General features: G+C 70.9%; 26 protein-coding genes. 16 read left to right on the forward strand and 10 right to left on the reverse strand.

What is annotated here, in order from left to right; all coding sequences use genetic code 11:
- Positions 1-147: 147 nt before the first annotated feature.
- Positions 148-1,107 (reverse strand): hydrogenase expression protein HypE, encoded by a 960-nt coding sequence (locus ACIG5F_RS44165; RefSeq protein ID WP_396526234.1) that lies wholly within the window; start codon positions 1,105-1,107, stop codon positions 148-150.
- Between the two features lie 17 nt (positions 1,108-1,124).
- Here ACIG5F_RS44165 and ACIG5F_RS44170 point away from each other — a divergent pair, with 17 nt between their 5' ends.
- Entirely contained in the window at positions 1,125-1,583 is a 459-nt protein-coding gene (locus ACIG5F_RS44170) for a multiprotein-bridging factor 1 family protein (protein WP_396526235.1), read from the forward strand.
- A gap of 4 nt (positions 1,584-1,587) precedes the next feature.
- Here ACIG5F_RS44170 and ACIG5F_RS44175 read toward each other — a convergent pair whose 3' ends face one another.
- Entirely contained in the window at positions 1,588-2,499 is a 912-nt protein-coding gene (locus ACIG5F_RS44175; RefSeq protein ID WP_396526236.1) for an anti-sigma factor RsbA family regulatory protein, read from the reverse strand.
- A gap of 92 nt (positions 2,500-2,591) precedes the next feature.
- A complete protein-coding gene (locus ACIG5F_RS44180; RefSeq protein ID WP_396526237.1) occupies positions 2,592-3,134 on the reverse strand; it encodes a DUF2087 domain-containing protein in 543 nt (180 codons plus the stop codon).
- 270 nt (positions 3,135-3,404) lie between these two features.
- Here ACIG5F_RS44180 and ACIG5F_RS44185 point away from each other — a divergent pair, with 270 nt between their 5' ends.
- The 3 genes from ACIG5F_RS44185 to ACIG5F_RS44195 all read left to right on the forward strand — a co-directional run bounded on the left by ACIG5F_RS44185 (position 3,405) and on the right by ACIG5F_RS44195 (position 6,196).
- Positions 3,405-3,686, forward strand: a complete 282-nt coding sequence (locus tag ACIG5F_RS44185) for a metal-sensitive transcriptional regulator (protein WP_211762350.1) — start codon at positions 3,405-3,407, stop codon at positions 3,684-3,686.
- A gap of 33 nt (positions 3,687-3,719) precedes the next feature.
- A complete protein-coding gene (locus ACIG5F_RS44190; protein WP_396526238.1) occupies positions 3,720-3,926 on the forward strand; it encodes a heavy-metal-associated domain-containing protein in 207 nt (68 codons plus the stop codon).
- A gap of 62 nt (positions 3,927-3,988) precedes the next feature.
- Positions 3,989-6,196, forward strand: coding sequence for a heavy metal translocating P-type ATPase (locus ACIG5F_RS44195; protein WP_396526239.1), 2,208 nt, complete (start codon positions 3,989-3,991; stop codon positions 6,194-6,196).
- A 228-nt stretch (positions 6,197-6,424) separates the two neighbouring features.
- On the opposite strand, the gene ACIG5F_RS44200 is transcribed toward ACIG5F_RS44195, so the two are convergent.
- The gene (locus ACIG5F_RS44200) at positions 6,425-6,787 is read right to left on the reverse strand and encodes a hypothetical protein (RefSeq protein WP_396526240.1); all 363 of its coding nucleotides are present in this window, start codon (positions 6,785-6,787) and stop codon (positions 6,425-6,427) included.
- 140 nt (positions 6,788-6,927) lie between these two features.
- Here ACIG5F_RS44200 and ACIG5F_RS44205 point away from each other — a divergent pair, with 140 nt between their 5' ends.
- Entirely contained in the window at positions 6,928-7,830 is a 903-nt protein-coding gene (locus ACIG5F_RS44205) for a LysR family transcriptional regulator (RefSeq protein WP_396526241.1), read from the forward strand.
- Here the strand turns inward: ACIG5F_RS44205 and ACIG5F_RS44210 are convergent, their stop codons facing one another.
- The gene (locus ACIG5F_RS44210; RefSeq protein WP_396526242.1) at positions 7,831-8,376 is read right to left on the reverse strand and encodes a TetR/AcrR family transcriptional regulator; all 546 of its coding nucleotides are present in this window, start codon (positions 8,374-8,376) and stop codon (positions 7,831-7,833) included. It lies immediately after the preceding gene.
- A gap of 70 nt (positions 8,377-8,446) precedes the next feature.
- Between ACIG5F_RS44210 and ACIG5F_RS44215 the strand changes: the two genes are divergently transcribed.
- On the forward strand, positions 8,447-9,382 hold the full coding sequence (locus ACIG5F_RS44215) for an ABC transporter ATP-binding protein (RefSeq protein WP_396526298.1): 936 nt from the start codon (positions 8,447-8,449) through the stop codon (positions 9,380-9,382).
- Positions 9,372-10,199 (forward strand): ABC transporter permease, encoded by an 828-nt coding sequence (locus ACIG5F_RS44220; RefSeq protein ID WP_396526243.1) that lies wholly within the window; start codon positions 9,372-9,374, stop codon positions 10,197-10,199. The genes ACIG5F_RS44215 and ACIG5F_RS44220 overlap by 11 nt, the downstream gene beginning before the upstream one ends.
- 60 nt (positions 10,200-10,259) lie before the next feature.
- Here the strand turns inward: ACIG5F_RS44220 and ACIG5F_RS44225 are convergent, their stop codons facing one another.
- On the reverse strand, positions 10,260-10,493 hold the full coding sequence (locus ACIG5F_RS44225; protein WP_396526244.1) for a 3-oxoacyl-[acyl-carrier-protein] synthase III C-terminal domain-containing protein: 234 nt from the start codon (positions 10,491-10,493) through the stop codon (positions 10,260-10,262).
- On the opposite strand from ACIG5F_RS44225, the gene ACIG5F_RS44230 reads away from it, so the two are divergent.
- A complete protein-coding gene (locus ACIG5F_RS44230) occupies positions 10,485-10,721 on the forward strand; it encodes a hypothetical protein (protein ID WP_396526245.1) in 237 nt (78 codons plus the stop codon). The two genes, ACIG5F_RS44225 and ACIG5F_RS44230, sit on opposite strands and share 9 nt — an antisense overlap.
- Positions 10,722-10,773: 52 nt before the next feature.
- On the opposite strand, the gene ACIG5F_RS44235 is transcribed toward ACIG5F_RS44230, so the two are convergent.
- Together ACIG5F_RS44235 and ACIG5F_RS44240 are read right to left on the reverse strand one after the other, a co-directional pair.
- Positions 10,774-11,589: a hypothetical protein gene (locus ACIG5F_RS44235; RefSeq protein WP_396526246.1), complete on the reverse strand. Its 816-nt coding sequence runs from the start codon at positions 11,587-11,589 to the stop codon at positions 10,774-10,776.
- A gap of 51 nt (positions 11,590-11,640) precedes the next feature.
- Positions 11,641-11,982, reverse strand: a complete 342-nt coding sequence (locus tag ACIG5F_RS44240) for a hypothetical protein (protein WP_396526247.1) — start codon at positions 11,980-11,982, stop codon at positions 11,641-11,643.
- Positions 11,983-12,247: 265 nt separating this feature from the next.
- Between ACIG5F_RS44240 and ACIG5F_RS44245 the strand changes: the two genes are divergently transcribed.
- The 3 genes from ACIG5F_RS44245 (at position 12,248) to ACIG5F_RS44255 (ending at position 14,891) form a co-directional block, all read left to right on the forward strand.
- On the forward strand, positions 12,248-12,760 hold the full coding sequence (locus ACIG5F_RS44245) for a hypothetical protein (protein ID WP_396526248.1): 513 nt from the start codon (positions 12,248-12,250) through the stop codon (positions 12,758-12,760).
- Positions 12,761-13,021: 261 nt separating this feature from the next.
- On the forward strand, positions 13,022-14,110 hold the full coding sequence (locus ACIG5F_RS44250) for a cupin domain-containing protein (protein WP_396526249.1): 1,089 nt from the start codon (positions 13,022-13,024) through the stop codon (positions 14,108-14,110).
- Positions 14,103-14,891: a methyltransferase domain-containing protein gene (locus ACIG5F_RS44255; protein ID WP_396526250.1), complete on the forward strand. Its 789-nt coding sequence runs from the start codon at positions 14,103-14,105 to the stop codon at positions 14,889-14,891. The genes ACIG5F_RS44250 and ACIG5F_RS44255 overlap by 8 nt, the downstream gene beginning before the upstream one ends.
- A 326-nt stretch (positions 14,892-15,217) precedes the next feature.
- Here the strand turns inward: ACIG5F_RS44255 and ACIG5F_RS44260 are convergent, their stop codons facing one another.
- The gene (locus tag ACIG5F_RS44260; protein WP_396526251.1) at positions 15,218-16,444 is read right to left on the reverse strand and encodes an amidohydrolase family protein; all 1,227 of its coding nucleotides are present in this window, start codon (positions 16,442-16,444) and stop codon (positions 15,218-15,220) included.
- A 124-nt stretch (positions 16,445-16,568) separates the two neighbouring features.
- Between ACIG5F_RS44260 and ACIG5F_RS44265 the strand changes: the two genes are divergently transcribed.
- The 4 genes from ACIG5F_RS44265 (at position 16,569) to ACIG5F_RS44280 (ending at position 22,892) form a co-directional block, all read left to right on the forward strand.
- Positions 16,569-17,405: a MurR/RpiR family transcriptional regulator gene (locus ACIG5F_RS44265; protein ID WP_396526252.1), complete on the forward strand. Its 837-nt coding sequence runs from the start codon at positions 16,569-16,571 to the stop codon at positions 17,403-17,405.
- Positions 17,406-17,608: 203 nt separating this feature from the next.
- Entirely contained in the window at positions 17,609-18,643 is a 1,035-nt protein-coding gene (locus ACIG5F_RS44270) for a glycosyltransferase (protein WP_396526253.1), read from the forward strand.
- 157 nt (positions 18,644-18,800) lie between these two features.
- Positions 18,801-22,388: a discoidin domain-containing protein gene (locus ACIG5F_RS44275; protein WP_396526254.1), complete on the forward strand. Its 3,588-nt coding sequence runs from the start codon at positions 18,801-18,803 to the stop codon at positions 22,386-22,388.
- A 150-nt stretch (positions 22,389-22,538) separates the two neighbouring features.
- Positions 22,539-22,892: a hypothetical protein gene (locus ACIG5F_RS44280; protein ID WP_396526255.1), complete on the forward strand. Its 354-nt coding sequence runs from the start codon at positions 22,539-22,541 to the stop codon at positions 22,890-22,892.
- Here the strand turns inward: ACIG5F_RS44280 and ACIG5F_RS44285 are convergent.
- The gene (locus tag ACIG5F_RS44285) at positions 22,889-23,854 is read right to left on the reverse strand and encodes a helix-turn-helix transcriptional regulator (protein WP_396526256.1); all 966 of its coding nucleotides are present in this window, start codon (positions 23,852-23,854) and stop codon (positions 22,889-22,891) included. The two genes, ACIG5F_RS44280 and ACIG5F_RS44285, sit on opposite strands and share 4 nt — an antisense overlap.
- A 64-nt stretch (positions 23,855-23,918) precedes the next feature.
- On the opposite strand from ACIG5F_RS44285, the gene ACIG5F_RS44290 reads away from it, so the two are divergent.
- Positions 23,919-24,293 (forward strand): nuclear transport factor 2 family protein, encoded by a 375-nt coding sequence (locus tag ACIG5F_RS44290; protein WP_396526257.1) that lies wholly within the window; start codon positions 23,919-23,921, stop codon positions 24,291-24,293.
- Positions 24,294-24,302 lie beyond the last annotated feature (9 nt).

The following is a 24,302-nucleotide window of genomic DNA, read 5'->3' on the forward strand; positions in this document are numbered from 1 at the left end:
TACGACGCCGACGACGGCAACCCCAAACTGAAGGAAATCGCCCTCCACTGACCCCCGCGTCACACATCCCCGCTTGGAAGGGGGCTTTCCTCCACTCGGAGTGGAGGAAAGCCCCCTTCCAAGCGTCAACTAGGTGGTGTGCGGCAACTAGGTGGTGCGGAGGGAGCGGAGGACGCGGACGACGGAGCCGGACAGGCGGGTCTCGCGGCCGGCGGCGGACTGGGGCTCCATGAAGGGCATGAACTTGTCGGGGAAGCCGGGCATGGTGCAGCCGATGCAGATGCCGCCGACGTTGGGGCAGCCGCCGACGCCGTTGATCCAGCCCCGCCTGGGCACGTTGCACTTCACGACCTGGCCCCAGCAGCCCAGCTTGACCAGGCATTTCGTCGAGCCGTGGTCGACGGCGTACTCGTCCTGCTCGTAGTAGCCGGCCCGGTCGCAGCCCTCGTGCACGGTGCTCTCGAACAGCCACTTCGGCCGCAGGGCCTCGTCCAGCGGCAGCGCCGGCTGCGGACTGCCGTACTGGTAGAGCAGGTGCAGCAGGGTCTCGGAGAGGTTGTCGGGCTGGATGGGGCAGCCGGGAACGCACACGATCGGGATGCCGGCCTTGGATTTCCACTGCCAGCCCAGGTAGTCCGGCACGCCCATGGCCCCGGTCGGATTGCCGGCCATGGCGTGGATCCCGCCGTACGCCGCGCAGGTGCCGACGGCCAGCACGGCGAAGGCCTTGGGGGCCAACCGGTCCAGCCACTCGCTGGCGGTGATCGGCTGCCCGGTCGCGGGATCGGCCCCGAACCCGGTCCAGTAGCCCTCGGCCTTGTTGCTCTCGTCGGCCACCGACCCCTCCACGACCAGCACGAACGGGTCGAGCTCACCGCGGGCGGCCCGGTGCCACCACTGCATCAGGTCGGGACCGTTGTCGTAGCTCAGCATCGGCCAGTGCATGGCGACCTGCGGCAGCCCGGGCAGGCCGCCGAGCACGATCTCCTCGATGCTGGGCTGGGTGGCGGCGGTCAGCGCGACTGAGTCGCCGTCGCAGCCCAGGCCGCCGTTGAGCCAGAGAATGTGCAGCACGTCGCCTCCGGTGCTGGTGCTTCCGGCCGTCATCGGTGAAAATCCAGGGTGTGATCGAGGTGCTCCCGGTCGAGGTGCGCACTCGCTTGTTCCCGGCGCGGCCGGCGGCGGTGCCGGAGATTCGCGATTTCATCCGCCAGTGCACGGCCGACGCCCCGCTGAGCGAGGCCGACGGCCGCGAGGTGTCCAAGGCGGTGTTCCGCGCCCTGCTGGACTCGGCCGGCCCGGCCGGGGCGATCCAGATCTCCTGCCGCACCTATCCCGACTACGTCGAGTTCGACGTGCTGCAGGCGCTGGCCGAGCCGCCGCTGCCGGCGCCGGTGCGGAACAGTTTTGCCGACTGGATCACGGAAACGCTGCGCCGGGAGGGCCTGTCCCGCGAGGCCGTGGCCCGTGAGCTGGGCGTGTCGGCCAAGACGGTGAGCCGCTGGGTCGGCGGCGAGACCGAGCCCCGGCTGCGGGAGCTGCGCCGGATCCAGGAGCGGTTCGGCGCAGTTCAGTTGAGCTGAGGCCTCACACACCGAAAGCCTCCGCCGCGCGCTGTCCGGGCACCGCCAGCTCGACGGTGCAGCCGCCGGCGTCGGCGCGGACGTCCAGCCACTCACAGATCTGGTTGGTCAGCCACAGTCCGTCGCCGTGCCGGTAGCCGACGAACGGCTGCACCGCGAGCGGCTGGTCGCTGTGCAGGGTGCAGACGACCCGGCCGGCCGCCGCCCGCACCCACACCGACAGGCGGGTGACGCCGTGCCCGAGCAGGTACGTGATCGACTCGCCGACCGCGATGCCGAAGGTGGCCACATCGTCCTCCGACCGCAGCAACGGCGTGGCCCGGTCCAGCACGTACCGCCGAACGGCGGCCAGATCGCCCTCGAAGCGGAAGATGTCGGCGGCCACGTCGGGCGGGCCGGCGGTGCGGTGCGCCCGCACGAACTCCGACGGCGCCATGAACCGCGGCGACGGCTCGGCCGCGTCGCCGACCACCAGCTCCGGATGGGTGCGGCAGGCGTCCTCGACGATGGCCGGGGCCACGATCCTGGTGTCGTACGGGCAGATCAGCCGGATGTCGGCGTCGGCGAGCACCTCGTTGAAGCCGGCCTCCATGCGCTGCCAGGCCTCGACCTCGCGGCGGGAGCGGCCGGTCCACACCGGCTCGGCGATGATCCGCACCGGCTCGCCGTGCCGGGTCCAGTACCGGTGGATCGCGGTGGCCCGCTGCGGCGGACGGCGCCCGAAGTACGCCGACTCGGCGTAGTCGACGCCGTCCGCCTCCTCCCCCATCGCCTCGTGCAGCAGCTCCAGGTTGGCCGAGGTGGTGGCGACCAGCACCGGCTCGCCGCGGGCCAGCCCGTCCCGCACGAACGGCACCGCCGTCGCGAGGAATTCCCCGTCGCTGCCGTAGAGGCAACCCTGGTGACGTAAACCCATTTCACCGCCCGGTTCGTTGCCCGGGAGAGTACGCGTCGAGCAGGGCGAACGGAATTGTCCGGACCACCGGTCGAACGCCGGACACTATTGTCCTAGACGACGATGGTGTGCTCGATGACGCGGTATTCGGCCGAGGCGCTGCGGCTGACGAAGTGCTTGTCCACGAGCAGCCGGCGCAGCACCGCCGGGTCGCCGACCGGGGCCAGCCGGTCGTTGACCTCGGCCTCGGTCAGCGTGCGGTCCTCGGGCAGCAGCGTGCACACCGCCGCCGCCATCGCGTCCAGGTCCTCGGGCCGCTTGGGCAGGTTCTGGATCCGGCCGCGCACCAGGTAGCGGCGCAGCGGCGAGTCCCGCGGGATCGCGCGGGCCAGGGCGGTGGCCTCGACCACGGCGTTGGCCAGCCCGGCCAGCGGGGACAGCTCGGCCACGAGCTGGCCGCGGACCGTGGCGAGCAGGCCGGCCTCGGTGAGCCGGCCGATCTCCTTGGTCAGGATCTTCATGTCGAAGCCCAATTCGGCCAGCACCACCGGCACCCGCCGCTGGTTGCGGTCGGAGACGGCGGCGAGAATGGCCAGCCGCGTCGGATTGGACAGAGCCTGCAACGCGGCGGCCGCCGCACTCAGTTCAGCGGACATCGCCGCAGGGTAGCCGGGGCATGGCCGGCCACGCCGCTCAATTACTGTGCGCGGCCTCTTGCCGCCCCGGTTCCGCGCAACCGAGTGCTCCTCGCACGAGGGCTTCGAGCACACCCCGGCCACGGCGAACTCCTTCAGGTGATGTCGGTCGCCTGCGGTTGGCGTACCGCTACCCCCTAGGGGTATAAAGGAGGCACGAGCCCGCGGTTCCCCCGCCTCACCCCTGGTGAGCGGCCGCGTCGCGGGCGCCCCGACCACAGGAGGACGACGATGCACGGCTACGCCGACAACAAAGAGGCGCACCTGCGTCGCCTGCGCCGGATCGAAGGACAGGTCCGCGGGCTACAGCGAATGATCGACGAGGACAAGTACTGCATCGACATCCTGACGCAGATCTCCGCCGCGACCAGGGCGTTGCAGGCGGTGTCCCTGTCGCTGCTCGACGAGCACCTCCGGCACTGCGTCACCGACGCGATCGCCGAGGGCGGGTCGAACGCCGACGAGAAGATCAAGGAGGCGGGCGACGCGATCGCCCGGCTGGTCCGCTCCTGACACACATTCCGTCCCCGAGGAGAGAACAGACCGATGGCCGAGAACATCTACACCGTCCAGGGCATGACCTGCGGGCACTGCGTCAGCTCGGTGACCGAGGAGGTCAGCGAGGTGGCGGGCGTGCGGCAGGTGGACGTCGACCTGGCCAGCGGCCGGCTGACCGTGACCAGCGACGTCGACGTGCCCGAGGCGGACATCCGCGCGGCCGTCGAGGAGGCCGGCTACCAGCTGGCCGGCTGACGCCACCGGCCCGCCGCCCGCGGCGGCGGGCCCCTTTTTCTCTCTCCCCGGAGGAGGTTTCCATGACTTCCGCACCCGAGCTCGCCCGCAACGAGGTCGAGCTGTCCATCGGCGGCATGACCTGCGCCTCGTGCGCGGCCCGGATCGAACGCAAGCTCAACAAGGTCGGCGGCGTCACCGCCACCGTCAACTACGCCACCGAGAAGGCCAAGGTCAGCTTCCCGGACACGGTGGCAGCCGAGTCCCTCGTGCAGGTGGTGGAGTCGGCCGGCTACACCGCCGCGCTGCCGGTCCCCGAGGAACCGGCCGTCGAGGAGGACTCGACGCGGCCGTTGCGGCAGCGGCTGATCGTGTCGGCCGTGCTGGCCGTGCCGGTGATCCTGCTGTCCATGGCGCCGGTGTTCCAGTTCGCCAACTGGCAGTGGGTGGCGTTAGTGCTGGCCACTCCGGTTGTCGCCTGGGGCGCTTGGCCGTTCCATCGCGCGGCGTGGACCAATCTGCGGCACGGCGCGGCCACCATGGACACGCTGATCTCTCTCGGCGTCGGCGCGGCCTACCTGTGGTCGCTGTACGCCCTGTTCTTCGGCGACGCGGCGGGCATGACCGACATGGCCGGTATGACGGGCATGTCGGGGATGCAGGTGTACCTGGAGGTCGCCGCCGGGGTGACCGTGTTCATCCTGGCCGGCCGCTACTTCGAGGCGCGGTCCAAGCGCCGCTCCGGGGCGGCCCTGCGGGCGCTGCTGGAACTGGGCGCGAAGGACGTCGCCGTGCTGCGCGACGGCCAGGAGCACCGGATCCCGTTGGCGCAGCTCAGGGTCGGCGACGAGTTCGTGGTGCGGCCGGGTGAGAAGGTCGCCACCGACGGCGTGGTCGCCGAGGGCAGTTCCGCCGTCGACATGAGCATGCTGACCGGCGAGTCCGTGCCGGTCGAGGTGCGGCCCGGCGACGCCGTGGTCGGCGCGACCGTGAACGCCGGCGGACGGCTGGTGGTGCGGGCGACCCGGGTCGGGGCCGACACGCAGCTGGCGCAGATGGCCAAGCTGGTCGAGGAGGCGCAGAACGGCAAGGCCGCCGTGCAGCGCCTGGCCGACCGGGTGTCCGCGGTGTTCGTGCCGGTGGTGATCGTGTTGGCGCTGGCCACCCTGGTGGTGTGGCTGGCCACCGGCAACCCGGCCGAGGCCGCGTTCACCGCCGCCGTGGCCGTGTTGATCATCGCCTGCCCGTGCGCGCTCGGCCTGGCCACGCCGACGGCGCTGTTGGTCGGCACCGGTCGCGGGGCGCAGCTGGGCGTGCTGATCAAGGGCCTGGAGGTGCTGGAGTCCACCCGTCGGGTTGACACCGTCGTGCTCGACAAGACCGGGACCGTCACCGCCGGGCGGATGAGCCTGGTCGCGGTGCACGTCGCCGACGGGGTCTCGGCCGACGAGGCGCTGCGGCTGGCCGGCGCCCTGGAGCACGCCTCGGAGCACCCGATCGCCCGGGCCATCGCCGCCGGGGCGGCCGCCCGGGTCGGGCAGCTGCCGGCCGTCGAGGACTTCCAGAACGTCGAAGGCCTTGGCGTGCAAGGAATCGTGGACGGCAAGGCGACGCTGGTCGGCCGAGACCGGCTGCTGGCCGAGTGGTCGGTGTCGCTCGACGCCTCGCTGGCCGCCGCCAAGCTGGCCGCCGAGCAGGCCGGCCGCACCGCCGTCGCCGTGGCGTGGGACGGCTCCGCCCGGGCCGTGCTGGTCGTCGCCGACACCGTGAAGCCCACATCGGCCGAGGCCGTCGCCGGACTGAAGGCGTTGGGGCTCAAGCCCGTTCTCCTCACCGGCGACAACACCGCCGCCGCTCGGGCCGTCGCCGCCGAGGTCGGCATCGACGAGGTCATCGCCGAGGTCCTGCCGGCCGACAAGGTCGACGTGGTGGCTCGGTTGCAGGCCGAGGGCCGGGTCGTGGCCATGGTCGGCGACGGCGTCAACGACGCCGCCGCCCTGGCCCGGGCCGACCTCGGGCTGGCCATGGGCACCGGCGCCGACGTCGCCATCGAGGCCAGCGACCTCACCCTGGTCCGCGGCGACCTCCGTGCCGCCGTCGACGCCATCCGCCTGTCCCGCCGCACCCTGGGCATCATCAAGGGCAACCTGTTCTGGGCCTTCGCCTACAACGTCGCCGCCCTGCCGCTGGCCGCCCTGGGCCTGCTCAACCCCATGATCGCCGGCGCCGCGATGGCCTTCTCCTCCGCCTTCGTCGTCAGCAACAGCCTCCGCCTGCGCCGCTTCCGCTGAACCCCCGGCCGCCGCGCCCCCGGCCCCACCGGGGGCGCGGCGATTGCGCACAACCGACACGACCCATTCCGGTCAAACCGGACCGGAATGTATTTACGCCGTTCGAGGGCGTGACCGTGACCGGTGAATGATTCATTTTGGCGGCCGTAACGCCGTCACAAAATGCCGCGATGATCGGCCCACCGGTGGTTCGAGACCGCAGATCCAGGCCGCCCCGGCGTCAAGGCATCACCCCGTGGTGTTGACACTCTTCTTACCACTCAATCGTTTCGACCGAAGGTGAGCATCCTGTTCGGACGTGAGCGCGCACATCGCCACGACCTGCGCGTTGGCCGCCCACAGCCCGCCGCCGAAGGACGACCCGAGCCCGTGCGCACGGGCGCGATCCGGCCCGGCAATGACACCCCTCGGGGTAGTCGAACGGGTGACCTTATAGCGGCGACATTGCCGCCAATGAATGTTCGCCACCCGAAGTACTACATTAATGTAGACGTCACGATGACGACAATGTGGAGGTTCCGACAGGGGGCCGGGTAAGAAAGCTTGCCGGTCGCGAAAGCGCGTGTTGATCAGCGTGACAGCGTCGATCATCGCACGCTTATACATCATTCCAATCGTTGACACGCACAGAACGATCATGCTAACGTGCCGAATGTTCATCTCCTGTATTCCGTTTATTCGACTGAGCGCTTCGTTCGCTGCGGGGATCTGGGTGGACTCGGAGGGGGAACATGGATTTACGACGTCTACAGTACTTTCTGGCGGTCGCCGAGGATCTCCACTTTGGACGAGCCGCCACGCGCCTGGGCATCACGCAGCCCGCGCTCAGCCAACAGATCAGGCGCCTGGAACTCGAACTCGGCGCGACCCTGGTCGACCGGACCAGCCGCACCAACTCGCTGACCAGAGCCGGCATGCTGGTGCTGGACCCGTTACAGAGATGCCTGGCCGCCTACGACGAGGCCCGGGAACTGGCGCAGAGCTCGGAGGACACCGCCGACCGGCTGCGCATCGGCTTCCCCCGCGGTGAGTCCAGCGGCATGCTCGCCCCGTTCCTGCGCCGCATCGCGCACCGCTTTCCCGACACCCGCATCGAGGTCTTCGACATGCCGTGCGAGCGGCAGGCCAACGCCCTGCTGGACAACTCGCTGGACGTGGGCCTGATGCACCTGCCCGTGCTGGAACCCGCGCTGACGCCGGTGGTCATCCGGCGCGACCGGCTGGTGGTCGCCCTGCCGCGCAACCACCCGTACGCCAAGGACAACGTGATCGACGTGCAGCAGCTGGCCGAGGAGCCGTTCATCGGCGTGCGCCTGCGCTGCCCCGCCTACGCCCACGCGCTCAGCCTGCTGGCCCGGGACAAGGGTTTCGCGCCGCGGTTCGAGTACGAGACCAGCGGGATCGAGCCGACGCTGGAGATGGTGGCCTCGCACCTGGGCCTGGCCATCGTGCCCGGCTCGGCCGTGCGGCCGCACGCCGACGTGGCGATCCGCGGCCTGGCCTCGGGCAACCGCGAGCTCAGCCTGGCCTTCGTGTTCCACCGGGAGAAGTCGTCGGCGCTGATCAACCAGTTCTGCAACATGGTGCGCACCGCGGTGAGGGAGAACCCGCCGGAGCCGGCGCTGACGGCGTGATCAACCCCGCACGGCCGCCGCGATCAGCTGCTCGATCCGCTCCTCGGCGTAGCGGAACTCGACGTCGGCGTCGATGCCGGCGAACCGGCCGCCGGCCTCGGAGGCGGCGAAGCCGAGCATGAACGTGGAGATCATCCGCTCCAGCCGGTCGAGCTCGGACTCGGCCACGCCGGCCGCCCGCAGCGCCCGGTAGACGGCGTCCCGCGCGGCGACCGCGGCCGGGGTGACCGCCCGGCGCTGGAACAGCAGGATGAACAGGTCCGGGTACTGCCGAGCGGTCCGCCGCATGTTGGCGGCCAGGCCGCGCAGCGGCACGCGCCAGTCCTCGTCGGTGTTCTCCTCGGCCCCCGCGACCTCGGTCATCAGGCGCTCGACCAGGCCGTCCAGCAGGCCCTGCTTGTCGCCGACGTGCCGATAGAGGGCCATCGGGCTGACCCCGAGGCGGGTGGCGACCGAGCGCATCGTGACGGCGGAAAGTCCCTTTTCCGAGGCCAGTCGCAGGGTCGCGTCCAGCACCTGGGCGCGGGAGATCAAGGCTGGCCTCATTTGCGCACTCCTGTTGTTGACGCTAGAGTCCAGTGTACATATACTAAGTATACTTTACGCGGCGGTGGTCATGCTCGAGGCGGACGGACTACGCAAACACTGGGGCCCCGTGCACGCGCTGAACGGTTTCTCGCTGTCCATCGAGGCCGGCGAGATCTGCGGGTTGATGGGGCACAACGGCGCGGGCAAGACGACGTTCGCGCGGATCTGCGCCGGACTCGAACGGCCGGACGCCGGGCGGGTCTGGGTGGACGGGCACGCGGTGGACGCCGAGCCCGAGCGGGCGCGATCCCGGCTGGGCCTGGCGCCCCAGGAAATCGCGCTCTACCCGACCGTCACCCTGCGACAGAACCTCAGCTTCTTCGGCGGGCTGGCCGGAATGCGGGGCGCGACCCTGCGCCGGGAGATCGACGAGATCGTCGAGGCCGTGGCCCTGACCGAGGCGCTCGACCGGACGGTGGACGCCCTGTCCGGCGGCCAGCAGCGCCGGGCCCAGGCCGCCACCGCGCTGCTGGCCCGGCCGTCCGTGCTGCTGCTGGACGAGCCGACCGTCGGCGCCGACCCGGTCACCCGCCAGGCGCTGCTCGACCTGGTGCTGTCACGGGCCCGTGCCGGCGCGACGATCTGCTACACCACGCACTACCTGCCCGAGCTCGAGGTGCTGGACGCCACCCTCGCCGTCGCCGAGGCCGGCCGGGTGATCGCCCGAGGCGGCCGGCGCGAACTGCTGGCCGGCCTGCCCAGCCGCGTCGTGCTCGGCTTCTCCTCGCCCCCGCCGCCCGACCTCGCCGCCCAGGCCGTGCGCACCACCGACGACGGCGAGCTCCAGTTCAGCACCGACCGGCCCGCGCAGCTGCTGGCCACCCTGCTCACCGGCCTCGGCCCGGACGCCGCCCTGGTGACCGCGGCCGAGATCCGCGAGCCCAACCTCGACGACCTCTACCAACACCTGACCAGCGCCGGGGCCGGGCCGACCGGCGGGGAGGAGACGGGCCATGGCGTCTGATCGGACACCGGCCGCCACCATCGTCCGCCGGCCGGCGGCGGGACCGCCCGAGGGCTACCGGCCGTCGGGGCCGATGGCGGTGCCGCGCAGAGTGCTGGTGGTGGCCAAGCACACCAGCGTGCTGCTGCTGCGGTCGCCGGGCACGGTGATCGCCTACTCGATCATGTCGATGGTGCTGCTGACCGTGCTGCGGCCGATGTACGAGCGGCTGGGGGCGCTGACCGGGCCGGCGATCAACCAGGAGGCGCCGGGCATCGCGGTGATGTTCACGCTGCTGGCCCTGGACGTGGCCGGGCAGGTCCTGCTGTCGGAGCGGATCTGGGGCACCTGGGACCGGCTGCGGGCGGACTCGATCGGCCGGCCGACCGTGCTGGTCGGCAAGGCGCTGCCGCTGACGGTGCTGTTCACCGTGCAGCAGGCGGTGCTGTTCGTCTTCTCGGGCCTGGTCTACGGATTCGACCTGGCGGCCGGGTCGTGGCGGCTGGCGCTGATCACGGTGGCCTGGGGCTGGTGCGTGTCGTGCCTGGGCCTGGCCCTGGGGGTGTGGGTCCGGACCCAGGGCCAGCTGGCGGCGGCGGCCGACGTGGGGGCGCTGGCCATCACCTGCCTGAGCGGATCCCTGGTGCCGCTGGCGATCCTGCCGCAGTGGGTCTCCGACGTCGCGCCGTGGACGCCGGGTTTCTGGGCGCTGCGGGGCTTTCAGTCGGCGGTGACCGGCGATCACGCGATGTACGACCGCTCCCTGCTGGTGATCCTCGGCCTGAGCCTGCTGGCCCTGCTGCTCGCCTCGCTGCGAGCCCCTCGCGCGTCCCGATGAGTCTCCACACAGGACTGGCCGGGCCGCTGGGCGGCCCGGCCGGTGTCGTGGGGACGTGAGTCAGGGCAGGGTGACGGCCTGCGCGCAGTAGCCGAGACCGGAGCCGAAGCCGACCAGCAGGGCCGGCCGCCCGGCGCACCGGCCCTCGGCCAGCAAGGCCTCGATGGCCAGCGGGATCGACGCCGCCGAGGTGTTGCCGGCCCCGACGACGTCCCGCGCCACCTCGACATGCGGCGGGAGCGCCAGGGCCTTGGCCACCCCGTCGATGATGCGCAGATTGGCCTGGTGCGGCACAAAAGCCCCCAGCTGCTCGGCTACCCCGACCAGGGCCGCACCCGGCTCGGCATCGCCGCCGAGACCGACCTGGAGATCTCCGACCGACGGCTCAAGCTGGCGATCCGCACCGCGGTGGCCGAGGAGCACGGCGTCCAGGCCCGCCGCATCATCCTGGTCCCGCCCGGCGCGCTGCCCCGCACCACCAGCGGGAAGCTCCGGCGTCACCGGTGCCGCGAAACCCTGTGAGCCAAGGCGGCCTTCGTCGCGTTGAGCGCGAGGAAGGCCGCCTTGGCTGCCGTCAGCCGGCCGAGACCGTCACGGCGGCGGTGTGCAGGACGCCGGCGGTCTGGAACTGGATGAACAGGCGCCAGTCGCCGGGCTTGGGCAGCATCGCCTCGAAAGTGAGCTGCGGGCCGCCGTGATCGCCGTCGACCGTGCCCTGCGGGTGCAGGTGGGCGAAGGCGAGATCGCCGGCGTGGAAGGCGCTGACGTGGGCGTAGGTGTCGAGGTAGGGCTGGAGGTCGCTGACCGGCTGCCCGTTGCTGGCGACGTTGATCGTCAACGTGTGGGTCATGCCGGCCATGGGCTTGTCGCCGCCGATGGTCAGGGTGTAGCCATCTGCCTCCGTAGTTGCGCTGGGCGCAGCCAAGGCGGACGTGGTGGCGCTGCCGGGCACGGTGACCGGCTGGCTGAGCACCTCATCGGCTCCGTTGACGACAAACTGGGCGTAGACGCGGTAGCTGCCGGGGGCGGCGGCGGCCAGCGGGGCGGTCCAGGTGCCATCGGCGGCCATGGTCGGGTGCACGTGCTGGAAGCCGGTCAGGTCGGAACGCACCAGGTAGAAGTGCATGAGCTTGGTCTGCTCCGGCTCGAACGCCGTCACGGCCTGGCCGTCGGGGCCGAGGATGCGGAACGTGAACGGGCCGGACACCGTGGTCGACGTCGGCTCGAACTTGTAGCCGCCGGACTCGGCGGCCAGGCCGTCGCCCATGGCCATGGGCGAGGACGACGTGGTGGTCGGGGACATCGGCATGCTGGCCGAGGAGTTGCCGCAGGCAGCGGCCAGCAGCCCGACGGCGGCGACGGCCGCCAGGGCACGGGTGATCGTGAACATGATGTTGTCTTTCCGGGATATGTGAACAGGACGGCTCGACACGAGCGCCTGTCAGGTCCGGGAGACACCCACCACGGTCAGCAGTCGGGCGCCGGACAGCGGAGGGCCACGACGGCTCGGGCCGCTGGTCGACACCGGCCGCCACAGGGTCGTCACCAGGACGGCGACGGCCAGCAACACCAAAGCCAGCACGGGAAAGTGGTCACGGGACGGCGCGGTGAACACGCACATGCCGCCGTGGCCAGAACCCATGTCCATGCCGGCGTCCGCGTGGGCCATGGCCGACATCGACGGCATCGACATGCCGGAGCAGTCCTGCGGGGCCAGGCCGTGCATGGCGAAAACCCCGACGAGCACGGCGAACAGCGTCAGCAGCCGCGCGCTCGTCCTCACCCCGCCGACGATACCCCATGGCGGTATAAGAGGCCGGTCCGGCGCACCCCTAGAGCGCCGGAACGACCTCCCACTCCCCCGCACAGCCCACACAGTCGAGCAACGATGGCTTCGTCGCTCCAGCGAAACCGTACAGCACCTGTGACCAGTTTCGCTACGCTGAAGTGAAGCGAAATAAATTCACCAACCACCCGGCTGACGCTGGTTTCGCAGGCCGACGACGTGGCATGCTGGTTCGGCAACGCCAAGCCGGGGAGACGGGGACATGAGCAGCGATCGCGAGCAGACCTCCACGACGCTGGGCGATCGGCTCAACCGCCTGTTCGACGTGCGCAGACCGGCCGACGCGCCGGAACGCGCCTACACCAACCGCGAGGTGGTCAACGGCTGCAAGGCCGCCGGCTTCGAGCTGTCCGAGTCACACCTGTCGGAGCTGCGCCGCGGCGTCAAGCAGAACCCGACGCTGCGCACCCTCCAGGCCATCGCCTCGTTCTTCCAGGTCCAGGTCGGCTACTTCACCGACACCGAGATCCCGGCCGACATCGACCGGGAGCTCACCGAGCAGGCCGAACGGCTGGCCAAGGCGGTGGCCAGCAACCAGGCCGCGCAGGACGAGCTGCGGGCCGCCACCCAGGAGCTCCAGCAGGCCATGCGGGACTCCGGCGTCACCAAGATGGCCCAGCGCGGCGCGGTCAACGCCCGCACCGCGCGGGAGCAGGCCTCGATGATGCGGGCCCTGGCCAAGGCGCTCACCGCCTTGGACGACGACAAGACGTGACCCGCTGTCCGTACTGGACACGTCCCCAATCACGCACATGCCCCGGGCTGCCCTCGCGATCCGGCTTGCGTTCCGGGCCGTGACCGGGTAGCGCGTTGGCTACCGGTCCGGAAAACACCGCTCTACCAGGACAAACCGGAGACCCCGAGCTGTCCCGATGGCTACCGGATCGAGCAGCTCGGCCCCTGACTGTCCTAAGTGGACAGTCCCTTTAGCGCTTGTCCACCCAGCCGGGCCCGCGCGGTCGCTAGGGTTGGCGTCATGTCGATCCCACCCGGTCTGCTGGCCCGGCGCACTTCCGAGCTACCGCGCCAACTGTGGCATCTCGGCGGTCTGATGTCGATCCGCGTCACCGCCGACGACACCGACGGCGCGCTGAGCGTCGTCGAGCAGCGGGCCCGGCGGGGCTATGCCACGCCGCCGCACGTGCATTCCCGTGAGGACGAGACGCTCGTGGTGCTGGACGGGGAACTCGAGTACACGGTCGGCGAGCGCTCGGGTGTGCTCCGCGCCGGCGAGAGCGCTTTCCTGCCCCGGCACAAGGCCCATCGCTTCGCCGTGATCTCCGAGCGGGCGCACTACCTCATGCTCATCACCCCCGGCGGCTTCGAGGAGATGTTCCAGGTCGTCAGCCCGCCGGCCACCGAGGAGCGCCTGCCGTCCGAGCAGGACCGCCACGTGCACACCGATCCCGCCGCCATGGCCGCGGAGTCGGCTTCCCGTGGCGCCACGATCTTCCGTGACGATGCGGCCGAACGGGCCCGACATCTCCACCTGCTCGCCACCGCCGTCGGCGCCACCGATTCTTATCGCTGTCTGTCCCACCTGGTCGCCGGCCCCGCGCCGGTCCCCGCCGATGTCGTCGACGGCCTGGTCGTCGCGGCCAAGCGGATTCCCGAGGACCCCGGCCACGCCCGGGCCCTCATCCTGCTCGGCATCATCGCCGAATCCCGGCCCGATGCCGTTTCCCGCCATATCCCCGAAATCCTGTCGGCCCTCGGCCCCGTCCCGAAATCCCCAGCCGCACTGGCCCTCGCCTATCTCGGCGCGCACTTCCGTGAGCACTCCGCCGTCCTGCTGGAGCTGCTCCGGGACCTGCCGCCCGAGGACTTCCACCGCCTGCGACGCTGCCTCGCCACCGTTTCCCCGTCCCGGATCGGGCGTTCCTGGCCCACCCCCGCCCTGTGGGAGCTCAGCGACGAGGAGCAGGAGACCGACCGCCGCTGGCGGGAGTCCGGCGCTTGGGACGACGCCACCGTGCAGGCCATCTGGGATGCCGAGACCACCGCCATCCTCGCCTTCATGGGCGCTCGGGCCGACCACTACGTGGAACGGAACGCACGTGTCTGACCTCATCGACATCCTCGCCTGTCCCGACTGCCTGGGGACCCTGGCCGTGACCGCCGACGGCGTGCGGTGCACCGACTGCCGCCAGGTCTATCCGGACGCCGGCGGCTATCTCGACCTCGGGCCGGCGTCCCAGGGGCCCGGCGGCGGGCTCGGCATGTTCATGCTCCAGGACCCGCTGCACGTGCCCCGGTACGAGACGCACACCCGGGTCTCCTTCCTCCAGATCATGGGCGACAACTGGGAGAACTCCCTTACGCCCGAGGCCGAGGACGACTACCTGCGGGCCCACCTGTCGGCCGCCGACGTGCCGCTGCTGGACCTGGCCTGCGGCGCCGGCCGGTGGACCCGCACCCTCGTCGACCACCTCGGCATCGACCGCGTCGTAGGCCTCGACCTCAGCGTCCCCATGATCGACGCCATCCGCGCCGGCCTGCCTGGCCTCCGCGTCGTCCGCGGCACCGCGCTCCGCCTGCCCTTCGCCACCGGCTCCCTCGGCGGCGTCAACTGCTCCAACGCCCTCCAGCTGCTGCCCGACCCCCGCACGGTCCTGCGCGAGGTCGGCCGCTGCCTCCGCCCCGGCGGCGTGTTCACCGCCTTCACCTACCGCCGCTCCGACCGCCCCACCTACCGCCATTTCCAACGCCAACAAGAGCAAACCTTCGGCGTCCGCTCCTTCACCACCCCCGAACTCGTCACCTGGCTCACCGCCGCCGGCCTCGACCTCGTCGACCTCCGCAGCCCCGCCGGCATGCTCCTGCTCACCGCCAGGAGGACCACGTGATCCGCATTCTCTGCTGACCCTCGGACCGATTCCCCGCCACGGAGCACCCCACCCTCCCCATCCCTGTCCACGGATTCGGCCAACATCGGACGACTGGGCGCACCGCTCTAACCGGTGCGCACAAGCTCGGGTGTGAGCGAGGACGAGGGCAAGCCGATCGGGCGGCGGGTGCTGCTGGGGATGCTGGCGGCCGGGGTGGCGGGGGTCGCGGCGGCTTCCGGTACTACAGCGTGGCCGCGTCGGTGCCGGTGAAGAACGAGGGCAACTACCGACTGAGCCCGCGAGGAACACCCGAACTGGCTCGGCTGGCGGCCCCCGCGCGCGGCTCAGATGACCTGCCCCGCTTTGACGACGTGGCGCAGGGCGCTTTCCGGGCGGGTGAGGACGCTGATGTCCGCCAGCGGATCGCCGTCGACGACAAGCAGGTCGGCATGGGCGCCAACGGCCAGCGTGCCGATCTGCCCGGCCATGCCCAGCAGCCGCGCGGCCGTGCTGGTGGCGGAGCGGAGGATGTCGGCCGCGGGCTGGACCTCGGCCCGCAGGGTGAACTCCGACAGCTGGGCGGCCTGGAGCGGACCGATCAGGTCGCTGCCGTACACCAGGTTCACGCCGGCCCGGTGCGCGCGCTCCAGGCTGGACAGCGCGGCCTCGTGCACGGCGGCGACCTTCCGGTACGACGCCTCGGGCATTCCCGCCCGCCGCCCGAACTGCGCCATCTGGTCGTAGGTGACGAGGGTCGGCACCAGGAAGGCGTCGTTCTCGAGCAGGAGCCTGATGGTCTCGTCGTCGATGAGGTTGCCGTGCTCGACGCAGCGCACCCCCGCCCGCAGGGCCCGGTTGACGCCACGCGGATGGTAGGCGTGCACGGTGACGTAGCGGTTGTGGTTCTCGGCCTCGGTGACGGCCGCGTGGATCTCCTCGTCGGTGTACTGCACCGCGGAGACCTCGTCGTGGGGTGACGCGACGCCACCGCTGATGAGCATCTTCAGGTGCGCCGCGCCCTTGCGGAACTCGTCGCGCGCGGCGGAGCGGACCGCGTCCACCCCGTCGGCGACGCGTGCGAACGACGGACGGCTCTGGCAGCACGGCTCGGTGTCGTCGCCGAGCGGGCGGATGTCGCCATGCCCGCCGGTCTGCGACAGGGCCTTGCCGCCGAACACCAGCCGCGGCCCGACGGCGAGGCCTTCGTCGATCGCCTGGGCCATGCCGTAGTCGGCGCCGCCGACGTCGCGCACGGTCGTGAACCCGCGCCGCAGCATCCGCTCGGCTTCACGCAGCGCCCGGACGGTGGCGTAGCCGGGCGTCCACGACGCCGCCTCCTTCGGATCGAACGAGGTCAGCAGGATGTGCACGTGGGCGTCGACCAGCCCTGGGAGCACGGTCGCGCCGCCGGCGTCGATGTGCCGCACCTCGTCGGAGATGGCGGGGGCGGGCCCCGTGCCGGTCGCGGCGATTCGACCATCGGCGACCTCCAGCCAGGACACGTCGCCGAGCTCGCCGCTCTCGGGTTCCAGCGGGTGGGCGTTGGTGATCAGCAGGCGCGTGGCGGCCATGGGGGTCCTTCCCGATGGTGAACAACTCGATGCAACGATAGCTGCATTAGCCATATCTATGCAACGATCACTCCATCGAGCGAACCTGGCAGAATCCGGCGGTGCGACCTGAGGAGAAGACCCAGTGACCATCGAGGCATGGCTGGCCGACCGCACCGCACGCACGGCGCTGGGCCCTCAGGCCGAACGCGTCGCCCACGTCCTCCTGCGCGCGCCCGAATTCGCCAGCTACGCCTCGGTTCGCGAGCTGGCCGAGCGGGCCGGCGTCAACGTGTCCACTGTGGTCCGCACGGCCCAACAGCTCGACTACGACGGCTGGCCCCAGCTGCGCGAGGAGCTGCGCGCCCGCTACCTCGCCTCGGTCTCCTCGGCCGAGGTCTCCCTCGACCCGGCGGCCGGCGACCGCGCCGCCCGCATGCTGCGCCAGGACGCCGTCAACGTCAGCGCGCTGGCCACGCCGGAGAACCTCGCCGCCATCCGCGCCGCCGCCCACGCCATCAGGTCAGCCCGCCGCACCGTCGTCGTCAGCTCCGGCACCGGGGCCGGCCCGGCCCACATCCTGGGCTACCTCGGCACCATCGGCGGCCTCGACATCCGCCTGGCCCTCGGTCCCTCCACCACCCAGGCCGTCGAGATCGCCCGGCTGACGGCGGGCGACTGCCTGGTCACCATCAACATCTGGCGGCTGACCCGGACCCTGCGCGCCCTGACCCGCCTCGCCCACGACCGCGGCGCGACCGTCGTCGTGCTGACCGACCTGCGTTCCTCGCCGCTGGCCGAGCACGCCGACCACCTGGTCGTCACCCCCATCGAGGCCAGCTACCCCGGCCCGTCGCTCACCGGTGTCGTCGCTGCCGTGCAGGCCATTCTCGGCGAGCTGGCCGACGACGACGCCATCCGCGCCTCGGGCGGAATCCAGCAGATGTGGCAGGACCTCGACCTCATGGACGACCAGCCCTGACGTAGCTCTCGCGGCGGAACGGGGAAGCGACGGCGTCGCCGCCGATCTCCTCGACCGCCCGCTTGCCCCGCTCCCTGGCCTGAGCTCGGACGTTGCCCGCCAGGCCCGTTCGATCGGGCAGTCCTGGCCCCACAAGGTGTTCGCGCGCGAGCCGGCCTCATATGGTGATGTTTCACCGATTGTTGAATTACTGGGGAGGCGCAGTGGCCGGCCGAGTCGTGTACGCGGCGTTCGAGGTTCAGTTCCCGCTCGGGGGCATCCGGGTGTTGAGCCAGCAGGTGGGGCTGCTGCGCGAGGCCGGGGTGGAGGCGTACCGGTGGACGCCGACGCCGGGCTTCCGCTACACGTGGTTCGAGGACGACGTGCCCACGCTGTCCGGCATGAACCTGGAGCTGGACGAGGACGACGTGCTGGTGCTGCCCGAGGTGAGCGTGACCGCCAGCCACGACCCGGCGCCGGGCGGACGCAAGGTGATCTATTCGCAGAACCAGTACCTGAACTTCCTGACCTGCCCGGACCTCGATCCGTACCCGGGCTGGTCGACGCCGGCGTCGCTGTGGGCCATTTCCGACGCCGCGGTGGCGATGCTGGGGCGCGCGCTGCCGCACATGGAGTCCCATCTGGTGCCCAACGTGGTCGACGCCGAGCTGTTCCGGCCGGCGGCCGACCGGGTGCGACGCATCGCGTGGATGCCTCGCAAGCGTCCGATCGAGAGCACACTGCTGCGCCGGCTGTTGAAGGCCGACCCGCGGTCGCAGGGCGTGGAACTGCACGACATCAGCAGCGTCCCGCACGAGGAGGTCGCGCGGGTGCTGTCGGAGACCTCGGTGTTCGTCGCCCTGGGCGCGCCCGAGGGCGAGGGCTTCGGTCTGCCGCCGGCCGAGGCGATGGCCAGCGGCTGCCTCGTCACCGGCTACGCCGGCGGCGTGCCCGAGCTGTTCGAGTCGCCGTCGGCGTGGCGAGTGCCGGAGCTGGAGACCGCCGCCCTGGCCGACAAGGCCCTGGAGCTGCTCGACCTGCCCGGCCAGGACGAGGTCCGGCGGGCCGGCCGGCAGTGGATCCAGGACCGGTACAACACCAAGACCGCCACCGACGCCCTGATCGAGGGCATCCGCAGGGCGCGTGCCCTGCCGGGCGGACCGGCCACCGCGACCCACCCCAACGCGTGGATGAGCGAGCTGGCCAAGTTCTTCCCGCGCCCGCCCGAGATGGCCACGCCGGTGGAGGCAAGGGGCTGACCTCGACAGCGGGTCGACAGAACACGCGGATCCGGCCATTCCGACAACGTTGTCGGTGGCCGGATTTCCTGTCTTGCTTGTCTTCTTGACACTGTCACGGCCCTCCAGCAGGGTCTTGGCAACGTTGTCAACGTCGCGACGGGACCGGGAGACGGGCATGGCGCTAGAGGCAGACGGGGTGTCGAGAAGGGGATTCCTGTCGACCGGGGTCACCCTGCTCGCGGGGTTCGGCCTGGCGGCGGCGCTGCCGGCGGCCGAGGCGGCGGCCGCCCCCGACAGCGCCGATGCCGCGGCGCCGTCGGACCTGGCGCTGTTCCGGCCGGTGACGGTCTCCTCGACCGACTACGCGGCGACGCCCGGCTCGTTCGCGGTGGACGGCGTGGCCCAGGTCGGCCTGCGCGGCTCGGGCTGGCGCGCGGTCCAGGGCGATCCGCAGTGGATGGTGGTGGACCTCCAGGCCCCGTGCCAGGTCAGCAAGATCGTGCTGACCTTCGACGCCAAGCCCGGGGACCCGGCCTTCGACTTCTCCAAGTCCCGCAACCAGAGCACCGGCCTGGAGATCCTGACCAGCTACTCGACCTCGTACGCGCTGGACGTCTCGACCGACGGCGAAGTGTGGACCACCGTCCACACCACGAGTTCCGGCGCCGGCGCGGTGAACACCATCCCGCTGTCGGCGCCGGCATCAGCCCGCTGGGTGCGGTTCACCTCGTTCGCCCGATCCACCTCGAACCCGTTGGGGCTCAACGGATTCCAGGTGTACGGCACGACCACCGCGCACCGCCCGCAGGTGACCGGCTGGACGAACTGGCCCGCGCAGCACCGCACCCCGCCCGCACTGCGGGTGGCGGCCGACGGCACCGTGCCGGTGGAGTCCGGCTGGGTGCTGACGATGGACGACTTCGCGCCCAGCCAGGACGGCGCCCAACTGTCCGGCCCGTCGGTCAACACTGACAGCTGGGTGCCGGCGACGGTGCCGGGCACGGTGCTGGCCTCGCTGGTCGAGCAGGGCCACTTCCCGGATCCCGTGTCCGGCATGAACAACATGGTCATCCCGGAGGCGCTGAGCCGGCACTCCTGGTGGTACCGGCGCACCTTCGCGGTGCCGTCGGGACTGGACACCGGCGCGGGCCGGTTCGTGTGGCTGGAGTTCGACGGCGTCAACCAGACCGCCGACATCTGGCTGAACGGCAAGGCGGTCGGCACCCAGTCGCACCCGTTCGGCCGGGCCGCCTTCGACATCACCAACGCCTTGCGCCGCAACGGGGACCAGGCGCTGGCGGTGAAGATCACGCCCATCCCGTTCCCCGGCAGCCCCGGCGACAAGGGCCCGGCCGGACAGTCCTTCGTGGACGCCGGCGGCGGCATCTTCGCCAACTCCCCCACCCTGGTCGCCGCCTCGGGCTGGGACTGGATGCCCGCGGTCCGCGACCGTGTGGCCGGCATCTGGGACCACGTCCGGCTGCGCTCCACCGGCGCGGCGGTGCTGGGCGACGCCCGCATCGACACCGTGCTGCCGAAGCTGCCCGACGTGAGCGCCGCCGAGCTGACCATCACCGTTCCGGTGCGCAACGCCTCGTCGAGCTCGCAGCAGATCACCGTGGCCGCGTCCTTCGACAACGTCAAGCTGAGCAGGACCGTCACGGTCGCCGGCGGCCAGCAGGTCGACGTCACGTTCGACCCGACGGCGTACCCGCAGCTCAAGCTGGCCAACCCGAAGTTGTGGTGGCCCAACGGTTACGGCGATCCGAACCTGCACACGTTGCAGATGACCGCGACCGTCGGCGGCAGGACCAGCGACCAGCGGTCGGTCCAGTTCGGCATCCGCAAGGTCAGCTACGACTACAACCTGCCGATCACCATGAAGAACAACCGGGCCGACCAGACCGTCGACTTCCCGGTGCAGCAGGCCCGTTACGTGCGGTTGCAGGGCCACAAGCGGGCCACCGGCTACGGCATCTCGCTTTACACGCTGTCGGTCGTCAACAGCGCCGCGCCGACCGTCGACCTGGCCCTGAACAAGACGGCGACATCGTCCTCTGTGGACGATCCGAGCCGCCCGCCGAGCCTCGCGGTCGACGGTGACCCCAACACCCGGTGGGCCTCGGCTTGGCAGGACGACCAGTACATCCAGGTCGATCTGGGCTCCGTGCAGACCTTCGACCGGCTCAACCTGACCTGGGAGTACGCCTACGCGGCGACCTTCGTCATCCAGGTCTCCGACGACGGCGACACCTGGACCGACGCCAAGGCGGTCGACAACTCCCCGGTGCCGATGACGATTTTTGTCAACGGCGTCAAGGTGTTCATCCGCGGCGGGGCGTGGGGCTGGGACGAGCTGCTTCGCCGGATGCCGCCCGACCGCGTGGACAACGTGGTGGCGATGCACCGGGACATGAACTTCACCCTGATCCGCAACTGGATCGGGTGCAGCTACCGCGAGGAGCTGTTCGCGGCCTGCGACAAGTACGGTCTGCTGCTGTGGAACGAGTTCTGGGACGGCTTCTCCGCCGACCCGGCCAACCACGACATCTTCCTGGCCCAGGCCAAGGACACCGTGCTCCGCTACCGGCACCACCCGTGCACCGTGGTGTGGTTCGGCTGCAACGAGGGCACCCCGCCGGACTCGATCGACACCCCGCTGCGCGAGATGGTCGCCAGCAGCTGCGACCTGATGTACCAGGGCAACTCGGCCGGCGGCGTGATCAGCGGCGACGGCCCGTACTACTGGCAGGACCCGAAGAACTACTACGGCGTCACCCACGGCTTCTGGAGCGAGATCGGCCTGCCCACCGTGTCCGTGGTGGAGAGCATACGCAACCTGGTCGGCGCCGGGGACCCCGGCTGGCCCATCGGCGGGCCGTGGTACCTGCACGACTGGTCGGCCAACGGCAACCAGAAGCCGCAGACCTACCTCGACGCGATCAACGCCCGGCTGGCCCCGTCCAGCGGGCTGGAGGAGTTCTGCCGCAAGGCCCAGTTCGTCAACTACGAGAGCTTCCGGGCCATCTTCGAGGCGTGGAACGCCGTGCTGTGGAACGACGCCCGCGGTGTGCTGCTGTGGATGTCGCATCCGGCCTGGCACAGCACCGTGTGGCAGACCTACGACTACGACATGGACCTCAACGGCAGCTACTACGGCTCCCGCAAGGGATGCGAGCCGCACCATGTGCAGGCCAGCCTGGTCGACTGGAAAGTCAGCGCCCTCAACCACACCCCGGTCGCGGTGTCCGGCGCCACCGTGTCCGCTCAGCTGTACGACCTGTCCGGCCAGGCCCTCGGCTCCGCCCAGAGCGGGAAGGTCGACATCGCCCCGTCCTCGGTGACGCCGTCGTTCACCGTGCCGTTCGGTGACTCCCTGCCGGCGCTGCACCTGCTGCGGCTGCGGATGACCGACAGCACAGGCACCCTGCTGTCCGAGAACACCTACTGGCGCTACCGGGCCGACACCGACATGCGGGCCCTCAACTCGGTCGCCGCCACCAGCCTCTCCGCCTCGCTGCGCCAGGACGGCAGCGCCTACAGCGCCGTCGTCAAGAACACCGGCAAGACCGTCGCCGCCATGGTCCGACTGTCGCTGCGGGAGAGCAACGGCAAGGACCGCGTGCTGCCCACCCTCTACGGCGACAACTACTTCTGGCTCCTACCCGGCGAAAGCCGCACCGTCGCCGTCACCCCACGCAAGCCCGTCTCTCACCCCCGCCTCCTCATCGAGGCCTACAACGCCCCCACCACCCTCTCCTAACCCCCACCCCACTGTCCCGCTCACAGACACGCCGAATGTCGACTTCCCGCACATTCGAATGCCACATGTGGCGCACATTCGACTCCCAGCGCCACATGTGGCAAAAATGGGCGGCGGGACTCGCAGGGGTGTGGGGGTAGCGTTCCCGGCGTGGGCTGGTCGATCGCGCGTGTCGTATATGTGGTCGGCTTTCTCGTCGGCACGGCAACGCACACGGTCGACCTGCTCGCCGGCGGCTACTCGTGGGCCCCGATGCCGCTGGCGGTGTTCTTCACGGCGTTGGTGGTGATCGATCCGCTGACGGCGGTGCTGGTCGCGCTGGGGAAGTCCTGGGGCGTCACGGTGGCGTTCGCGGCGATCGCGCTGGACCTGCTCGCCAACTGGTACGTGAACTGGCCACGGCTGCCGGCCGCACTGCTGCACCCGACCTGGCTGCTGCTCAACCTGTTCAGCCTGTTCGTGCTGGCCACCTGGTGGCCGCTGCGCCGGCGTCTGAGCGGTTAGGCGTACAGGGCGGTGATGGCGGCGGCGGTGTCGGCGAGGAGGCGGCGGAGGTTGTCGGGGGCGAGGACCTCGACGTCGGGGCCGAAGGACAGGAGGGGCTGGGCGGCGTAGAGGGAGCGGAAGCGGAGTTCGAGTCGGGTCCAGCCGGACTCCTCGGGTGACGGGTCGCCCGGGGCGAGATCGGCGGCGTGGAAGCGCAGGAACAGGGGCAGGGTCTCGTCGCGGACGCGGACGGTGACGGCCAGCGGGGCGGGGATGTCGTCGATGCGGCGGCGCAGGATTTCCCATACGTCGGCCAGTTCCTGGCCGGGGCGGCGTTGGACGGGCTCGGCCAGGGCGGTGGCGGACTGGGCGCGGTCGGTGCGGAACAGGCGGGGTTCGCCGCGGTGGTCGGCGACGAGGTACCAGACGCCAGCCTTGTTGACCAGGCCGTAGGGATCGAGGGTGTAGGTGCGCACGCTGTTGTCGCGGCCGCGCCGATAGCGCAGCCGCAGGCGACGGTCGGCGAACACGGCCTGCTGGAAGGCGGCGAAGTCGGGGCCGGGCTGCGAGGGCCCGGGTATGCCACGCCAGCGCACGGGGTCGATGAGGATGCGGCGGCTGGTCAGGTCGGCGTCCGGACGGTGTGGGGCCGGCAGCGCGGCCATCACCTTGCGCAGGGCGGAGCCGAGCGCCGGCCCGAGGCCGAGGTCGGCATGCGCGGAGCCGGACATCAGCACGAACAGCGCCCGGGACTCGTCGGCGGTCAGCCCGGTGACGTCGGTGCGGTAGCCGGGCAGCAGGGCGATGCCGCCCTGCGGGCCGCGGACGGTGTAGACGGGCACGCCCGCCGAGGACAGGGCCTCTACGTCACGCATGATCGTGCGGACCGAGACCTCCAGCCGCTCGGCCAGCTCGGCCGCGGGCAGCTGCCCGCGGGTCTGCAACAGCAGCAGGATCGACAGCAGGCGGTCGGATCTCATGGCGGCCGACCCTTTCTCCGGTATATGACACAGGATGTCATATAGTCGGCGCAGGGTGGTGGTCATGGAGAAAACAGTCATCACCGCAACCGCCCGGCAGATCGCCGACGAGTACCTGCGCGCCTGGCTCGCCGGCGAGGTCGACAAGGCCTTGGCCCTGATCGCCGACGACGTCGTGTGCGAGGCCCCGACCGGGCGGATCACCGGGCTGGCCGGCTACCGCCAGTTCCTGGAGCCGTTCGCCACCACCCTGGTCCGCGGCGAGCTGGTCGACGTGCTCGGCGACGACGAGCACGCGGCGACCGTCTACGTCGTGGACACGCCGGCCGTCAAGGACATCCGCGGCATGGAGTACCTCACCGTCACCGACGGCAAGATCACCCACGTGGTCAGCGTCTTCGACCGCTTGCCGATAGCCAAGGCCCGGTCCCAGGGCTGACCCCCAACG

The sequence above is a fragment of the Kutzneria sp. NPDC052558 genome (genome assembly GCF_044547355.1).
Lineage (GTDB): Bacteria > Actinomycetota > Actinomycetes > Mycobacteriales > Pseudonocardiaceae > Kutzneria.